Below are 17031 nucleotides of genomic sequence, written 5' to 3'. Positions count from 1 at the left end.
ATGTTCGCGTTGGCGGACAGCTCGCCAGCCCGGTTGTCGATCTGGTCGACGTTGAGTTTCAGCGCTTTTGTCGCCCCCACCAGACCGTTCTGACGGTTGTCCAGGGAACCGCCGGTGAGGCTCAGGTCGCCGGTGGCGATCAACTGCCCATTCAGGTTGGTCAAAGCGCCTGTGACACTCAGGTCAGCCTGCCCACGGCTGCTGATCTGCCCCTGGCTGTTGTCCAGGCTGGCGCTGCGGCTGTCGAGGGACGCGGCGGAGACCAGGCCCTTGACGTTATTGAGTGCCTGCTCGATGCGCAGGGTCAGGCCCTGGTTGCCCAGCAGCTTGCCGTTGCTGTTGTCCAGGCTCTGCGCCGCCAGGGTGAACGCCTGGGCACTGGAGATTTCACCGCCCTGGTTGTTCACGCCCTTGAGGTGCTTGAGCACCAGTACCGGGCCGTTGATCAGGCCTGCCTGGTTGTTCAGTTGGCCGTTGTTCAGGTCCAGGTTCAGTTGGGTCTTGCTGAACAGCTCGCCGTTCTGCTGGTCGAGGCCGGTAACGCTGGCGGTCAGGTCCTTGCCGCTGGCGATACGACCGCCCGCGTTGTTGACCTGGCCGGCGCTCAGGTCCAGGCGATCGTCGCTGGTCAGGCGGCCATCCTGGCTGTTGTCAAAAATCCCGGTGGTGACGCGGACAGCGCCCAGGCCACTGACGCGGCCTTTCTGGCTGTTGTCGAGGTGCGAGCTGGTGAGGGTCAGGCCGTGATCGGTGAGGACCGAGCCGCCCTGGTTGAGCACGGCGCCGAGACTGTCGATGGACAGGTCGCCGGCGCTGCCGATCTGGCCGTTGGTGTTGTCCAGGCTGGCGGCCTTGAGGCTCAAGGTCCCTTCGCTGCTGAGCAGGCCGGTGTTGTTGAGCAGTGCGCCGTCGAGGCGGATATCCAGCCCTGTGAGCGACGAGACGGTACCGCCGGTGTTGTCCAGATTGGTACCGCTCAGGCTGGCATTGCCCTTGGCGAACAGCCGCCCCTGGGTCTGGTTGATCAGTTGCGCCACCGTCAGCGCCAGGTCGGTTTCAGCCAGCAGCTTGCCGCCGTCGCTGTTGTCCAGGCGCTGGGCATCCAGCTTGACCTTGCCACCAGTGCTGGACAGTTCGCCGGCACGGTTGTCGATCTGGTCGACCAGCAACGTGACCCCCTGTTCGGCCTGGATCAGCCCCACACGGTTATCGACCGAGGCGCTGCGCAGGGTCAGTTGGTCCTTGCCCGCCAGGCTGCCGCCGCGGTTGTCCAGACTGCCGGTTGTCAGGTCGATGGCGCCGGTGGCGCGCAGCTTGCCCTGTTCGCGGTTGTCAACGGCACCACGGACAGTGACGGCAAGACTGCCGCCGGCAGCCAGGACCGTACCGGCGGCACGGTTATCAAGGCTCGCGGCGGTGAGGTTCAACGCCCCACCGGAGCCCAGAGTCCCGGCCTGGTTGTTCAAGGCACCACTGAGGTCGATGCTCAGCCCCAGATCACCGGTAACTTGCCCCTGGACGTTATTCACGCTGGTCGCTGCGAGTGCCGTGGTCGCGGCACCGGAAATCGCCCCCTCGCGGTTGTCCAGGGCTTGAGCGGCCGTGACCTTCAGGTTGCGGCTGGCGATGATGCTCTTGCCGGCGTTGTTGACGTTCTGTGCGCGGATGCTGACGTCGCCTGCGGCATTGCGGCTGTTATCGACATTGACCCCGGCTTCGATGATGCCATTGTTGGTCAGTTGGCCGCCGCTGTTGAGCGTAATGCGGTCCTTGGCTACGAGGTTGTTCTGGCTGGTCAGATCGCCCTGGGTATTCACGTCCAGGGTGGTACCGGCATAGACCGGCCCCTTGGCTTCGAGGCTCTGCGCCTTGGCGTTGACCGCCCCGGTTGCCGCCGTGTCGACCATGCTCAGATGGCCATTGGCATCGAGCTGGATGTCGCCACCGCTGGCGACCATCTTGCCGTCGAGTTTTACCCCGACACCGGCCTCGGTCCCGACCAGCTTGATCGCACCGGCGTACATGCCGCCCAGCGCCGAGGAGTCGATCGCCAGTTGCGGTGCAGTGGCCGGATCGGCAGCGCGCGCGGTGGCCTTGAGGGTCTTGGCATCGACGTCATTGGCGCCAGCGATGATCGCCAGGTTCTTCGCCTGGATCTCGGCATTGAGCTTGGCCGAGCGGGTGATGATCTCGAAGCGGTCGATGTTGTTGGCATTCAGGCCAGCGCCCTCAAGGGAGACACTGCCCTTGTCCACCTGATAACGGCTGACCTGGCCGTTTTCGATCACTGGCTTGCCGGTGGTCAACGTCGCCTGCGGCGTGTTGATGAAGCCGCAGCCATTACAGGTGATACCGTAGGGGTTGGCGACGATCACATGGGCCGACTGTCCCGCCACCTCGGTGTAGCCGCGCAACTGGCTGGGGCTGCCGCCGTTGACCTCGTTGAGGATGGTCGATGCGGCACGGCCGTTGAGGTTGCTGTTGCCGAAGATGATCCCGCCCAACTGCGTGGACTGGGTACGGCCCGTGGCGTTGTTGAGGATGACACCCTGGCTGCCGACGTTGTAGTCCTGGAACTGGTTGTGCGACAGGCCGCTGCCGTTCGGTGCGGCAATGTTGACGATGGGCACACCGTTGCCCGCGTGATCCAGCGTGGTCCCCGGCGCACTGACGACGATGCCATCCGCCTGGGCCCACACTGGTTGCCAGAACATGACGTTCACCAGCAGGAACGCGATTCCGCGTTTCGGCAACCCAAGGAAGTGGTCACGTTTTTTCAGGGCAGCAGAAGGTTGACCCGCGAGGAAGGCGAACTGGCGAACGTCCATGTCAGAAAGTCTCGAATCGGTTGGAGCCAAAAATTAAAGGAAGAAGTCCAGGCGGAAATAGATCGGCGCCTCGCGCTCGGTGATCGGGGTCGGCCGCTCCAGGGAGTGAGCGAAGGTCACTGTCGCCGCCATATGCTGGCCGCGGGCGAACAGTTCCAGCGAGTCGCTGCTCATGCGCCCATGCTGCTCGGCGTTGTAGCGGCCATGGCGAATCACGCCCTGGTCATAGCCGAGGCTGGTGCCGTACTCGGCGAACACCGGGCGCATCCAGTTCCAGGTGACCGGGCGGCTCCAGCGCAGGTCATTGCGCCAGTAACCGCCACTGTCACCTGAGAGGGTCTGATCCTTGTAGCCGCGAATCGACGATTGCCCGCCCAGGCTCATGCGCTGCGGACTGAACAGCACATCTTCGCTGCGCTGGCCGGTCATCAGGCTGCTGAAGCTGAAGGATTCGCCCCACAGCTTGAACGGTTGCAGGTAGCTGACGGTGGCGGTGTACTTGCGATAGCGGGCGTCGGGTTGACCCGGCTTGGGGTCGTGGTTGCCCTGGGCATCGAAGGCGCCGATGCCGTCCTGCATGCCCAGGTCGACGTTGACGAAGGCGCCGCCGATCCGCCGGCCATGGTTGATGCCGAACTGCGCCTCGCTGATGCGGTTGCTGCTCAACGCCAGCTTGCTGTCTTCGATGAAGTTGTTGGTGCGCAGGTAGGACACGCCGGTGTTGAGCGAGGTCTTGCTCATCGCGTCGCGATGGATCACCCGCTCCAGCTTCAACTGATGGTTCTGGCTGTCACCACTCTGCTTGAAATCGAAGCCGCGGGCCTGGGCCAGGGAGCGGTATTCGCTTTCGTTATAGGTGTAGCTGAGGTTCCACCAGCCGAACGGCAGGTTGTAGTAGAGCATCGCGTTACGAGAAGTTTTCTGGTGATCGCTGAGGGCGTCGTGGCCGCCACGCAGCGACAACTGGTCGGCCAGGCCCAGCGGGCTGTCCCAATCGAAGGTGGTCCCCCACTGCTGCTCACCGGTGCTGCGCTGGCCGTCGTTGTGCCGTGACAAACCGACCCGCCAGGGCTTTTGTGGGTTGTTCTTGACCAGCACCTCGCTGCCGCCGACTTCCTTGCCCGGAGCCAACTCCATCTGCGCCTGGTTCGACGGCAGGCGATTCAACTGATCGACCATCTGCTCGATCTCCCGCAGGTTGAGCAGGTCGCCTGCACGGCCGGGAAAGCTCATCGTCAACTCACGATCGGACAAACCGCTGCCCTCGGCACCCTTGAGGCCTTCGAGCTTGCCTTCGACCACCAGCACTTTCAGGTTGCCGCTGGACAGGTCCTGTTGCGGCAGGTAGGCGCGACTGGTGACCAGGCCCTTCTCTATGTAGGCGTCGGTGATGACCTTAAGCAGTTCGTTGAGCTGCGGCACGCCCAGGCACTGGCCGATGTAGGGCTTGAGCAGGCGCTCGCGCTCACCGGCGGAGAGCGTGTCCGCACCTTGCAGGTCAATAGTCTTGATCGGGAAGCAGCGAGTGTCGACCGGTGCCTGGGGCGCCACCGGGGCCGCCGCCTTGCCGGGCAATTCCTTGAGTTCTTCGAGACGGCGACGCTGTTCTTCGAGGAGGCGATCCTGGCGATCGCGGATCAGGTCGGTGATGCCGGGGGCATTATCAAGAGAAGCGGCTTGGGCGGTATTCAGAGCGGAAACACACAGCAACGCAACGCCGATCCTCGTCCCGAAGGCGAGTGGAGACATGTTCGATCCCTCGAAAAACAGCTAATAGCAAAATGATGGCGCCATGGTAGATAGACGTATCTATGGCGTCAACAAATGTTGCTATTTGTTTCAGGGACGATACAGGCGTCCACGCAGAGGCCGCCCTGATGCGGAAAATACCGAGGGCGGACGCAATGTTGTAGGACAATATCAATATGAATCGAGGGATGGCATGGTTGTCCGCCGCAATCGCGCGGACGGCCATGCCGGGGGTGTCTCAAGCCTTGGTATTGACCGTCACCGCAGCACCGGTGCTGCCGAACTGCTGCAGGTTCTGCAGCACGTTGATGGCCTTCTTGTACGCCGGGATCATGTAGTTGGAGTACACGTCCTTTTTCATGGCGCGGTCCTGGATCGTGGTGATCTGGGTCGCGAAGTATTCCAGGGCGTTGAACTTGTCGTCGGGGTTCTTCTGCACCCCGAACTTGTCGAACTCCTCACCGGCATTGAGCATCAGGCTGGCGGTGAAAGTATCGATCAGGCCATTGTCCTTCAGGAAGGTACTGATTTTTCCCAACTGAGTGGGCGTGACCTGTTCCGGGTCGAAGTCCTTGAACTTGGGTCGCAGCTTGGCGGCCGCCATCTTGCCGAGATCGAGCGCCAAGGGGTCCTTGCCCACCTCACGCAACAGTTGCCTGGCCTTTTCGCTCTGGATTTTGCTCTGCTGTGCGGGAGAGCCGTCCTTGACGAAAATCTTCAGCCCCGCTGCCGAGGCCCAGGCCCCTACTGTCCCCATGCTCATGGTTGGCCTCCTTGGCTCAGGTCAGTGAAAATCTGCTGCGGTTGACGTGCTGGTGAGGCAGTCATAGGAAACGTCCCTGATTTAGGTATGAAAGACCGGATTTTAGTCAATGTTCCAATAAAGATACAATTTATCTACATTCCATTACACAAAGATGTCGCCTCCTACGGCCCGGACTGAAAACCTGTACAAGAACCTTCCCACAATCTTGTACGAACGTACCTAAAGACCCTCCAGAACAGGCCGATAACCTGTCGCAGCCCTGAAAAGCTGACGAACAATAAAAGCCGCTTTGCAAGGACAGGTCCCATGCCCACGTTCCGTACGATCCAAGCCCGCTACACGCTGTTTCTGGTCCTGTTTGTCCTGCTGCTGTTCGTCCTGACCGTGGTCGGCATCGGCCAGTTGGTGGCGCCCAAGCTGCGCCACACCGAAGAGCAGGTGGCACTCAATCGCATCGCCGAAGTGGCGGAGCAGATCCAGGGCGAACTGAACAAGGTCCAGGCTCAGCAACGCAGCATCACCCAGACCATTCCCCTGCTCGACAGCGATGCCATCGACAAGGTCCTGCCCGGCCTGGTGGACCAGTACGGCGAGCTCAAAGTGTTCGGCGGCGGCATCTGGCCCCTGCCCGGCCAGCGCACGCCGGGGCAGAACAAGCACAGTACCTTCTGGCATCGCGACGCCAGCGGCCAGCTCAAGGTCAACACCTTCTGGAACAGTGCCGAGGCCCCCAACTACTACGACCAGCCCTGGTACAAGGGCGGCATGGCCACCCCTCGCGGCCAGTGCGCCTGGGCAGCGGCCTACAAGGACGACGCCAGCCAGGAGCCACGCACCAACTGCGCCATGGCGATCCAGCGCAACGGCGTGCCCTACGGCGTGTCGACCATCGACGTGACCCTGGGCTTCTTCAACGACCTGGTGGCCCGCAAGGAAAAGGACCTGGGCGCGGAAATGCTGATCGTCGAGGCCGACGGCAAGATCATCAGCAACAGCACCCATATCAGCAGCCCGGTGGTGCTCAAGAACATCAACGACCTGGCCGGCAACTCTCCCTTCGCCGCGCAGATCAAGGCCGCCCTGCAGGAGCACGACGGCGGTCGGCGGCGGGTGGAGTTCGATAACGCCGGCGTCGCCAGCACCTTCTTCATGCGCCCCATCGAAGGCTCGCCGTGGTTCCTCGCCACCGCCCTGCCGACCCAGTCGATCACCGCCCAGCGTGACGACGTGCTCAGTACCCTGAGCCTGCTGCAAGTACCGATGATCGTGCTGCTGTTGTTGCTGCAGATCTACGCCATCCGCAAGCTGGTGCAGCGCATGCGTGTGCTCAAGGGCAATATCGACGCGCTGTCGAGCGGCGACGCCGACCTGACCCGGCGCATCGTCATTCGGGCCGAGGATGAACTGGGCGCCATCGGGCACTCGGTCAACCGTTTCATCGTCTACCTGCAGAACATGATCGGCGAAGTCACCCAGGCCACCGGCGACATGTCCGGCAGCCTGGAGAAGCTACAGCAGACCTCGGCGCAGACCAACCAGATCCTCGCCCGCCACGCCTCGGAGACCGATCAGACGGTCACCGCGATCACCGAAATGAGCAGCACCGCCGAGACCGTCGCGCACAACGCCGCCGAAACCGCCGCCTTCACCCAGCGCGCCAATGAACACGCCGACCGTTCCCGGGTGGTGGTGGGCGAGGCCTCCGGCAGCGTGATCGCGCTGATCGACGAAGTCTCCAGCGCCACCCAGAAGGTCGAGAGCATGCAGGAGGATGCCCAGCGCATCACCGAGATTCTCGGGGTAATCGGTGCCATTGCCGGGCAGACCAACCTGCTCGCCCTGAACGCCGCCATCGAGGCCGCGCGGGCCGGTGAACAGGGCCGCGGTTTTGCCGTGGTCGCCGACGAGGTCCGAGCCCTCGCCGCCCGTACCCAGGCCAGCACTTCGGAAATCAACGAAATGCTGACCCGCCTGACCCAGGGCGTCAGCTCCTCGGTCAGTGCCATGGAAAACACCCAGGCCAGTTGCCAATCGGCCGCCGACGCCACGGCCCGGGTCAACTCGGGGCTGGATGAAATGGCCGGTTCCGTCAGCCACATCAACAGCCTGAGCACCCAGATCGCCACGGCCGCCGAACAGCAGAGCGCGGTGACCGAGGAGATCAACCGCAGCATGGTGCAGATCCGCCAGATGGTCGAGGAACTGGTACGCAGCGGCCAGGCCACCGAAGCCAATACCCGCAGCCTGCTGGAAGCCAACAACCGCGTCAGCGCGCTGATGGGGCGTTTCAAGGTCCGCTGAATCCGTGCATCGCAGTGCCCTGGCCTGATCGGCCACGGGCACCGTGACACTCATCGCCTGCCCACTTGCAATACGGGCCCATCGCCTATGCTCACAACTGCTTCTCCCTTCAAAACAAGGAATGCAGTAGGAGCTAACATGGAACAGCCCTCTTTCCAGACCTATGCCAAGAGCCTCAGCAACGAGATCTATATAGAAGCCGATATTGCCGAGGTGTATGCCTACGTGACCCAGCCGGATCGCTGGCACGAATGGCACCCGACGTCCGTCAGCGCTGAAACCGGCATGCAGGGCCCCGTGCCCAAGGACCACCGTTTCACCGAAGTCATCGACCTGCTGGGGTTACGGGTCGACATGAACTACCGGGTGATCGTGGCCGACCCACCCCAGGCCTTCAAGGTCGCCTTCACTTCCTCCGTCGTCGACGGCTGCATCTGTTACGAACTGACGCGCCAGCGTTGCGGCACCTACTTCTGCCGAAGCCTGCAGTACATCACCGAACTCAACCTCGGTGGCCTGCAGGGCCGCATGCTCGATCTGTCGGCCCGGGCACTGAACAACCTCAAGCACGTGCTGGAAACCTCGCGACACACCCTTGCCTGACAAATACGTCATGTTCCCCTCAGGTTGCCGACAGCGGCGACGGCGCATCATCGGAGCCCGTCGCCCTCTCACCGCTAGAATGTTGCTGACTGTTTCAGGAACGGCCACAGCGGACGTTATCGGCGAGAATGTCGCCCTCTCACCCTTGCTTCCCGGAATGTGCCCCATGAAGAACCCGCTGCGCCTGGTCGCCCTGTCGACGCTGTTGATCGCCTCCCTGGCCAAGGCTGTCGAGCCGCTGTCCATCGACGTCCATCGCGATGCCAATTGCGGCTGCTGCAAGGCCTGGATCACCCACCTGCAAGCCAATGGTTTCAAAGTCAACGACCACGTCGAGGCGGACATGAGCGCCGTCAAGCAACGCCTCGGCGTGGCACCCCGCCTGGCTTCCTGCCACACCGCGGTCATCAATGGCAAATTCGTCGAAGGCCATGTGCCGGCCGAGCAGATCAAGGCCCTGAGCCAACGCGCCGACCTGCGCGGCATTGCCGTGCCGGGCATGCCCATCGGTTCGCCGGGCATGGAGATGGGCGAACGCCGTGACGCCTTCCAGGTGATCGGCCTGACCAAGTACGGCACCGATCAGGTGATCGCCGACTACCCGGCGCACTGAAGCGTTTTAATCCCCCGTTAATCGTTTCTGCGCAGCATCGGGCGGATTCCCAAGGAGACCGCCCATGCCCACGCCACGTGCCCTTGCCCTCGGCAGCCTGTTTCTCGCCGCCTCGCTGCCAGCCCTGTCCCATGCCGCCGAAGGCCCGGCCTACGGGCCGCGGCTGGAGGGCTTCGGTTACCCCTACCCGGTCGAACATTTCACCTTCCAGTCCCAGGGCCAAGCCCTGCAGATGGGCTACATGGACGTCAGGCCCAGCGGACCGGCCAACGGCCAGAACGTGGTGCTGATGCACGGCAAGAACTTCTGTGGCGCCACCTGGGACAGCTCGATCAAGGCCCTGAGCGCGGCCGGCTACCGGGTCGTCGCGCCGGACCAGATCGGTTTCTGCACCTCCAGCAAACCCGACAACTACCAGTACAGCTTCCAGCAGTTGGCGGCCAATACCCACGCCCTGCTGGAGAACCTCGGCATCCACAAGGCCGTGCTGCTCGGCCACTCCACCGGTGGCATGCTCGCCACCCGCTACGCCCTGCTCTACCCGCGGCAGGTCGAGCGCCTGGCGCTGGTCAACCCGATCGGCCTGGAGGACTGGAAGGCCCTCGGCGTGCCCTACCGCACCGTCGACCAGTGGAACGAGCGCGAGCTGAAGCTCAGCGCCGAGGGCATTCGCAACTACGAGCGCAACACCTACTACGCCGGTCGCTGGAAGCCTGAGTTCGAACGTTGGGTCGACATGCTCGCCGGGCTGAACAAGGGCCCCGGCCATGCGGCAGTGGCCTGGAACTCGGCGCTGATCTACGACATGATCTTCACCCAGCCGGTGTACTACGAATTCAAGGATCTCAAGATGCCCACCCTGCTGCTGATCGGCACCGCCGACACCACGGCGATCGGCAGCGATATCGCGCCGCCCGAGGTCAAGGCGCGGCTGGGTCACTACGACGTGCTCGGCAAGCAGGCAGCCAGGCTGATCCCACACTCGACACTGGTGGAATTCCCCGGCCTGGGTCACGCACCACAGATGGAAGAACCCGAACGGTTCCACAAGGCTCTGCTCGGCTGGCTGGCCACCCGACAATAAAAGAGGAACACCCGATGACGTTGCAGATTGCGGTAATCGATGACTGGCAAGGCGTGGCGGGCGAGGTGGTGGACTGGTCGGTCCTGGCCGGCATCGGCCAGGTCAGCTTCGTGCATGATTACCCCGCCGCCACCGAGGTCATGGCCGAACGCCTGGCCGGCTATGACGTGATCTGCGTGATGCGCGAACGCAGCACCTTCGACGAAGCCCTGCTGCGCCGGTTGCCGCGCCTCAGGCTGCTGGTGACCGGCGGCATGCGCAATGCCGCCCTCGATATCAAGGCGGCGAACGCACTGGGCATCCAGGTCTGCGGTACGGAGAGCTACAAGCACGCGGCGCCGGAACTGACCTGGGCCCTGGTCATGGCCCTGAGCCGCAACCTGGTCAAGGAAGCCAACGCCCTGCGCGCCGGCGACTGGCAGGTGGGACTGGGCAACGACCTCTACGGCAAGACCCTGGGCATCCTCGGCCTGGGCAGCATCGGCCAGAAGGTCGCCCGCTACGGCCAGGCCTTCGGCATGCGGGTGATCGCCTGGAGCCAGAACCTCACCGCCGAGCGGGCCGCCGAAGCGGGCGTGGAGTACGTCGGCAAGCAGGCGCTGTTCGAACAGGCCGACCTGCTTTCGGTGCACCTGGTGCTCAGCGACCGCTCCCGCGGCCTGGTGGATGCCCAGGCATTGGGCTGGATGAAACCGACCGCTCGCCTGGTCAACACCGCGCGTGGCCCGATCGTCGACGAGGCGGCGCTGATCAGTGCACTACGTCATGGCAGACTCGCCGGAGCGGCACTGGATGTGTTCGAGCAGGAGCCGCTGCCGGCCGACCACCCGTTCCGCACGCTGGACAATGTCCTGGCCACGCCCCATGTCGGCTATGTCAGCCAGAACAACTACCGGATGTTCTACGGCCAGATGATCGAGGACATCCAGGCCTGGGCCGTCGGCGCACCGATCCGCGTCCTCGGCTGACGCCCCGAAACCGGCCACGCCCGTGCCTTGTGCGGGCGCGGTCGGCGCCCCGTTCTTGTCCATCCGCCCCCGACTTGCGCCAATCAGGTGCAGGCGTCCCGGCCCCTTGTTCCCGAAAGTTGCCGTGAATCACCTGCCTTATAGCCAGTACGAAACTTTTTGAAATTTGTCGTCTAAATCCCGCCCTACCGGTCGGCAACATCTCTCCTACACTGTTTTTCTGGGCCTACTGACCAGCCGGTCATTTCCTCGGAAAAAAAATCGAACCTTCTGAACCGGCCGTCAGTCAGGTTAAAGGTAAGGCGCCTGCTCCGGGTGGAACAGGCACAGGCGCCCCCCCACTCTATTTTCTCGTTCAGGTGCGTCGCGGCCTTGTGCCCAAACCACCTGGGCTGGCGTGTCCGACAAAAGGAAGCGGTTTGGGCACGCTGCGTGAAAGCCATGGATCAGATCGGATAAAACGGGAGAGGCACATGATCAGCGCTGCGTTGGAGATTCAGGAAGAAGGTTTGATTCAGGTCAACGAGCCGGTCCACGTGCCAGTCCCTTCAACGGGAGGGAAGACGTTGTCATCGGTGGTACCCGTCAACCCCAACAAGAAGAAAGTGCTGTTCGTCACCTCGGAATTCGCCGACCTGGTCAAGGCTGGCGGCCTGGGCGATGTCTCGGCGGCGCTGCCACGGGCCATGCGCCATCTGCATGATGTGCGGGTGCTGATTCCCGGCTACCCGCAAGTGCTGGACAGCGACAACCCGATCCATATCGTCGGCGAGCTCGCCGGCCATGCCGCCCTGCCCCCCTGCCGGATCGGACGCATGGACATGCCCGACGGCCTGGTGATCTACGTATTGATCTGCCCGGAACTGTTCGAACGCGATGGCACCCCTTATGGCGCCAACAACGGCCGCGACTGGCCGGACAACCACATCCGCTTCGCCCGCCTGGGCCTGGCCGCAGCCGACATCGCCGCCAACCTGGCGCAGATCCACTGGACCCCGGACCTGGTCCATGCCCATGACTGGCCCGCAGGCTTGGCCCCGGCCTACATGCATTGGCGCGGCCAGCGCACACCGACCCTGTTCACCATCCATAACCTCGCCTACCAGGGCGTGGTCAGCCTGGCCTGCTGCCCGGAACTGGGTATTCCCCCCCATGCCCTGCAACAGGAAGGCATGGAGTTCTACGGCAAGCTGTCGTTCCTCAAGGCCGGCATGGCCTATTCCAGCCACATCACCACGGTCAGCGCCACCTACGCCGAGGAAATCACCACGCCGGAATTCGGCTGCGGCCTGGACGGATTCCTCGCCAGCAAAACCTATCAGGGCCTCCTCAGCGGTATCCCCAACGGTATCGATGAAAGCTGGGATGCGGCCACCGACCACCACCTGGTTCAGCCTTTCAACATCGGCGACTGGGCAGGCAAGGCGGTCAACGCCGCCCACGTGCGCCAACTGTTCGGCCTCGAATCCTCCGATGGCCCGCTGTTCGCCGTGGTCTCGCGCCTGGTCTACCAGAAAGGCCTGGACCTCACCGAGGCGGTGAGCGAGTTCATCGTCCGCTCCGGCGGCCAGATCGCGATCATCGGGCGTGGCGAGCCGGAGGAAGAGGAAGCCATGCGCCAGCTGGCCCTGCGCTTCCCTGGGCGGATCGGCGTACGCATCGGCTTCAACGAAACCGATGCCCGACGCATGTTCGCCGGCAGCGACTTCCTGCTGATGCCCTCGCGCTACGAGCCCTGCGGCCTCAGCCAGATGTACGCCCAGCGCTTCGGTGCGCTGCCGGTGGCGCGCAACACCGGCGGCCTGGCCGATACCATCGAGGACGGCGTGACCGGTTTCCTCTTCGACGAATCCACCGTGGAAAGCTACGAGGCGGCACTGCGCCGGGCCTTCAGGGTTTTCGCCTACCGGCCACTGCTCAACGCCATGCGCTGCCGGGCCATGGCCGCACCGTTCAACTGGAGCAAGGCGGTGGAACCCTACGCCGAACTCTATGAAACCCTGGTCGCCACTTCACGGAGCCGGTCGGGCAAGCACTGAGGAGTGGCCACGGATGTCGCTACGGACGCTGGAAACCTGGTCCCACGGCGCGGTCATGCTCGACGCGGAACACACCCGCTTCGCGCTGTGGGCGCCGGACGCCTTCTACGTCAGCGTCGAACTGGAGGATGGCCGTTCCCTGGCCATGCTGCCGCAGAACGACGGCTGGTTCACCCTGGAAACCCGCTGCGGTGCGGGAACCCGCTACCGCTACAACATCGATGGCGAACTGCAGGTCTGCGACCCGGCCTCCCGTTCCCAGGCCGGAGGGATAGCCGAGCCGAGCCGGGTGGTCGACCCCCTCGCCTATCACTGGCGACACAAGGACTGGCAAGGGCGGCCTTGGCACACCGCGATCATCTATGAACTGCATGTCGGCGCCCTCGGTGGCTACCGCGCGGTGGAACAGCACCTGCCACGCCTGGCCGGACTGGGCATCACCGCCATCGAGCTGATGCCCCTGGCCGAGTTCCCCGGCGAACGCAACTGGGGGTACGACGGCGTGCTGCCCTATGCGCCGCAATCGAGCTATGGCACCCCCGAAGACCTCAAGCACCTGATCGACAGCGCCCACGGTCACGGCCTGGCGGTGATCCTCGACGTGGTCTACAACCACTTCGGCCCGGACGGCAACCACCTTGGGCGCTACGCCCGGGACTTCTTCCGCGAGGACCGCAAGACACCCTGGGGCGCCGCCATCGATTTTCAGCGCCGGGAGGTACGCAGCTTCTTCATCGACAACGCGCTGATGTGGCTGCTGGAGTACCGTTTCGACGGCCTGCGCCTGGATGCGGTGCACGCGATCGACGACGCGACCTTCCTGCGTGAACTGTCCCGGCAGGTGCGCCGCCAGGTCGACCCGGCGCGCCACGTCTGGCTGACCGTGGAAAACGAGTTCAATCAGGCCAGCCTCCTGGAAGAGGCCTACGACGGCCAGTGGAACGACGATGGCCACAATACCCTGCACGTACTGCTGACCGGCGAGACCGAGGCTTACTACGCCGACTATGCCAAGGCAACCACCGACAAGCTGGCACGCTGCCTGAGCCAGGGTTTCGTCTACCAGGGTCATCCCAATCGCCACGGTCGCTGCCGCGGTGAACCCAGCGCCCACCTGCCGCCCAGCGCATTCATCCTGTTTTTGCAGAACCACGACCAGATCGGCAACCGCGCCTTCGGCGAACGCCTCAACCGACTGTGTCCGCCACAGGCCCTGCGCGCCGCCACCGTGCTGTTGCTGTTGTCGCCGATGATCCCGCTGCTGTTCATGGGCGATGAGACCGGGGCCGAGGAACCGTTCCTGTTCTTCACCGACCACCACGGCGAACTGGCCGATGCCGTGCGTGAAGGCCGGCGTGCGGAGTTCGCCGAATTCGCCGGGTTCGCCGACCCGCAACGCCGCGAGCGGATACCCGATCCGAACGCCGTGGAGACCTTCGAGGCCTCGCGGCCGAACCTGGTCCCGGCCACCGAGGGCCCCCGTGGCGCCATCGCGCAGCTATACCGCCAACTGCTGGAGATCCGCCACCGCGAGCTGCTGCCGCGCCTGCCCGGCACCCAGGCACTGGGCGCCGAGGTGCTGGCCGAAGGCGCCATCAGCGCACGCTGGCGCCTGGGCGACGGCAGCCTGCTGCGCATCGACCTGAACCTGGGACCGGAGGCGGTCGAACAGGGCGCCGACGGTGTGGCGCATTGGCTGTTCGAAAGCACCGCCGGAGCCGCCCGGCAACTGGACGAAGGCCATCTGGCGCCCTACTGCGCGCTGGTCAGCCTGAGCAACGACGATGACTCGTCGGCCCTCGATGGAGAACGCCCATGAGCGATGCGCAACTTGAAATACTCGCCAGCCGGGCGGGTCTGGCCGTGGACTGGATCGACGCCAATGGTCAGGCACAGAAGGTCCGGCCCGAGGTCCTGCGCAAGGTCCTGGCCGGCCTCGGCCACCCGGCCCACGACGAGGCCGCCATCGAGGCCAGCCTGCTGGAGCTGCAACTGGCGCAACAGGACAAACAACTGCCGCCGTTGCTGACGGCGGACGTCGACAAGGGCCTGGATCTGGCCCGCTATTTCTCCCCCGGCACACCCTGCGAGGTCCACCTGGAAAACGGCTCGGTACTCAACCTGCGCCTGGACAACGAAGCGGTCCTGCCCGGCGTGGTGCCGGCCGGTTATCAGACGGTGCACATCGACGGCCAGCGGTTCACCCTCGCCGTCGCGCCCGCCACCTGCTTCAGCGTCGACGCGGCCACCGACACCCGACCCGCCCGGGCCTGGGGCCTCGGCGTGCAGCTCTACAGCCTGCAACGCCCGGGCGACGGCGGCTTCGGCGACACCCAGGCACTGGAGGAGCTGGCCCGGGCCGCCGGCGAACGCGGTGCCGACGCCCTGGCGATCAGCCCGCTGCATGCGATGTTCAGCAGCGATCCGAGCCGCTACAGCCCGTATTCGCCGTCCAGTCGCCTGTTCCTCAACAGCCTGTATGCGGCACCGGGGGCGATCCTCGGCGAACGCGCCCTGCGCCTGGCGATCGACAGTACCGGGTTGGCCGATGAACTGCACGAGCTGGAGCAGTTGTCGCTGATCGACTGGCCTCGCGCCGCACGGGCCAAGTACCGCCTGCTGCGCGCCCTCCACGACGGTTTCCGGCTCGGCGACCATCCTCTGGGCGAGGACTTCGCCAGCTTCCGCCACGCCGGCGGTGAAGCCCTGGAAAACCACTGCCGGTTCGAAGCCCTGCAAGCACACTGCATCGCCCGTGGCGAAAGCGGCGACTGGCGTCAATGGCCGGAACAGTGGCGACAACCGGACAGCCCGGCGCTGGCCCGGTTCGCCGAGGAGCATGCCGAAGACATCGAATTTCATGCCTTCAGCCAGTGGCTGATTGCCCGTAGTCTGGAGCGTGCACAGGGCGCCGCGCGCGGCAGCGGCATGGCCATCGGCCTGATCGCCGACCTGGCCGTCGGTGCCGACGGCGGTGGCAGCCAGGCCTGGAGCCGACAGGATGAACTGCTGGCCGAACTCACCGTCGGCGCGCCGCCGGATATCCTCAATCGCGCCGGGCAGAGCTGGGGGATCTCCGCATTCGCCCCGGAAGGCCTCAAGCGCCACGGTTTCCGTGCCTTCATCGAAATGCTGCGGGCCAACTTCGCCTACGCCGGAGGCCTGCGCATCGACCACGTCATGGGCCTGCAACGGCTGTGGGTGATCCCGCTCGGCTCGCCGTCGAGCGACGGCGCCTACCTCTATTACCCGGTGGACGACCTGCTGCGCCTGCTGACCCTGGAGTCGGCACGGCACCAGGCGATCGTTCTCGGCGAAGACCTCGGCACGGTGCCCGACGGCCTGCGGGAAAAGCTGATCGCCCGCTCGATCCTCGGCATGCGCGTGCTGCTGTTCGAACAGGAGTACGGTCATCGTTTCAAGCCCATCCTCGACTGGCCGGACAATGCCCTGGCGACCACCACCACCCACGACCTGCCCACCCTCAATGGCTGGTGGCACGCCCGCGACATCGACTGGAACATCCGCCTCGGGCTGATCGACACGCCGACCGCCGAGCACTGGCGCCAGACCCGCCACCATGAACGTGATGGCCTGCACCGGGCGCTGAGCAACGACCCGCAGAACTTTCGCGACGAAGCCCATGAGACCGACCAGGTGGTCGACGCCAGTGTCCGCTTCCTCGGCCATACCCGCGCACCGCTGGTACTGCTGCCGCTGGAGGACGCCCTCGGCGTCGAGGAACAACCGAACCTGCCGGGCACCATCGACACGCATCCCAACTGGCGCCGGCGCCTACCGGGCTACAGCAGCGAACTGCTGGATGACGTCGATGCCGCCCGCCGCCTCGAACTGCTGGCCTGCGCCCGCCTCCAGGCTGCCGAGCGTGACCGATGAGCGACAGCCTACGCGCCACGCTGCGCCTGCAATTGCACAAGGGTTTTCCACTGGATGCCGCCACCGAGTGGGTGCCCTATTACGCCCGACTGGGTATCAGCCATGTCTATGCCTCGCCGCTGCTGTGTGCCCGAGCCGGCTCGATGCACGGTTATGACGTGGTCGACCCGACCCGGGTCAACC

At 64.5% G+C, this 17031-nt stretch carries 12 protein-coding genes; 9 read left to right on the top strand and 3 right to left on the bottom strand.

Features of this window, described 5'->3' with window-relative positions; all coding sequences use genetic code 11:
- The 3 genes from K675_RS31725 to K675_RS0130110 form a co-directional block, all read right to left on the bottom strand.
- On the bottom strand, positions 1-2828 hold a 2828-nt coding region (locus K675_RS31725; RefSeq protein ID WP_037007427.1), incomplete at its 3' end, for a filamentous hemagglutinin N-terminal domain-containing protein.
- Positions 2829-2861: 33 nt separating this feature from the next.
- Positions 2862-4577: a ShlB/FhaC/HecB family hemolysin secretion/activation protein gene (locus K675_RS0130115; protein ID WP_026145661.1), complete on the bottom strand. Its 1716-nt coding sequence runs from the start codon at positions 4575-4577 to the stop codon at positions 2862-2864.
- Positions 4578-4815: 238 nt separating this feature from the next.
- On the bottom strand, positions 4816-5340 hold the full coding sequence (locus K675_RS0130110; protein ID WP_017907158.1) for a hypothetical protein: 525 nt from the start codon (positions 5338-5340) through the stop codon (positions 4816-4818).
- 309 nt (positions 5341-5649) lie between these two features.
- Between K675_RS0130110 and K675_RS0130105 the strand changes: the two genes are divergently transcribed.
- From K675_RS0130105 to K675_RS31720, 9 genes are all read left to right on the top strand, one after another.
- A complete protein-coding gene (locus K675_RS0130105) occupies positions 5650-7644 on the top strand; it encodes a methyl-accepting chemotaxis protein (protein ID WP_017907157.1) in 1995 nt (664 codons plus the stop codon).
- A gap of 138 nt (positions 7645-7782) precedes the next feature.
- Positions 7783-8247 (top strand): SRPBCC family protein, encoded by a 465-nt coding sequence (locus tag K675_RS0130100; protein ID WP_017907156.1) that lies wholly within the window; start codon positions 7783-7785, stop codon positions 8245-8247.
- A gap of 166 nt (positions 8248-8413) precedes the next feature.
- Positions 8414-8860, top strand: a complete 447-nt coding sequence (locus tag K675_RS0130095) for a DUF411 domain-containing protein (RefSeq protein ID WP_017907155.1) — start codon at positions 8414-8416, stop codon at positions 8858-8860.
- A 64-nt stretch (positions 8861-8924) separates the two neighbouring features.
- Entirely contained in the window at positions 8925-9944 is a 1020-nt protein-coding gene (locus K675_RS0130090) for an alpha/beta fold hydrolase (RefSeq protein ID WP_017907154.1), read from the top strand.
- 14 nt (positions 9945-9958) lie between these two features.
- The gene (locus tag K675_RS0130085; protein ID WP_017907153.1) at positions 9959-10912 is read left to right on the top strand and encodes a D-2-hydroxyacid dehydrogenase family protein; all 954 of its coding nucleotides are present in this window, start codon (positions 9959-9961) and stop codon (positions 10910-10912) included.
- A gap of 473 nt (positions 10913-11385) precedes the next feature.
- Complete coding sequence (glgA, locus tag K675_RS0130080) at positions 11386-12951, top strand: glycogen synthase GlgA (protein WP_017907152.1); 1566 nt, start codon at positions 11386-11388, stop codon at positions 12949-12951.
- Positions 12952-12964: 13 nt separating this feature from the next.
- Positions 12965-14770: a malto-oligosyltrehalose trehalohydrolase gene (gene treZ / locus K675_RS0130075; protein ID WP_017907151.1), complete on the top strand. Its 1806-nt coding sequence runs from the start codon at positions 12965-12967 to the stop codon at positions 14768-14770.
- A complete protein-coding gene (malQ, locus tag K675_RS0130070; RefSeq protein ID WP_017907150.1) occupies positions 14767-16848 on the top strand; it encodes a 4-alpha-glucanotransferase in 2082 nt (693 codons plus the stop codon). The genes treZ and malQ overlap by 4 nt, the downstream gene beginning before the upstream one ends.
- Positions 16845-17031: hypothetical protein (locus K675_RS31720; protein ID WP_037007425.1), on the top strand; the 187-nt coding region annotated here is incomplete at its 3' end. The genes malQ and K675_RS31720, both read left to right, overlap by 4 nt.

The organism is Pseudomonas fuscovaginae SE-1 (assembly GCF_000364705.1).
Classification (GTDB): Bacteria; Pseudomonadota; Gammaproteobacteria; order Pseudomonadales; family Pseudomonadaceae; genus Aquipseudomonas; species Aquipseudomonas fuscovaginae_A.
This window is presented reverse-complemented; position numbering and strand designations above follow the sequence as displayed.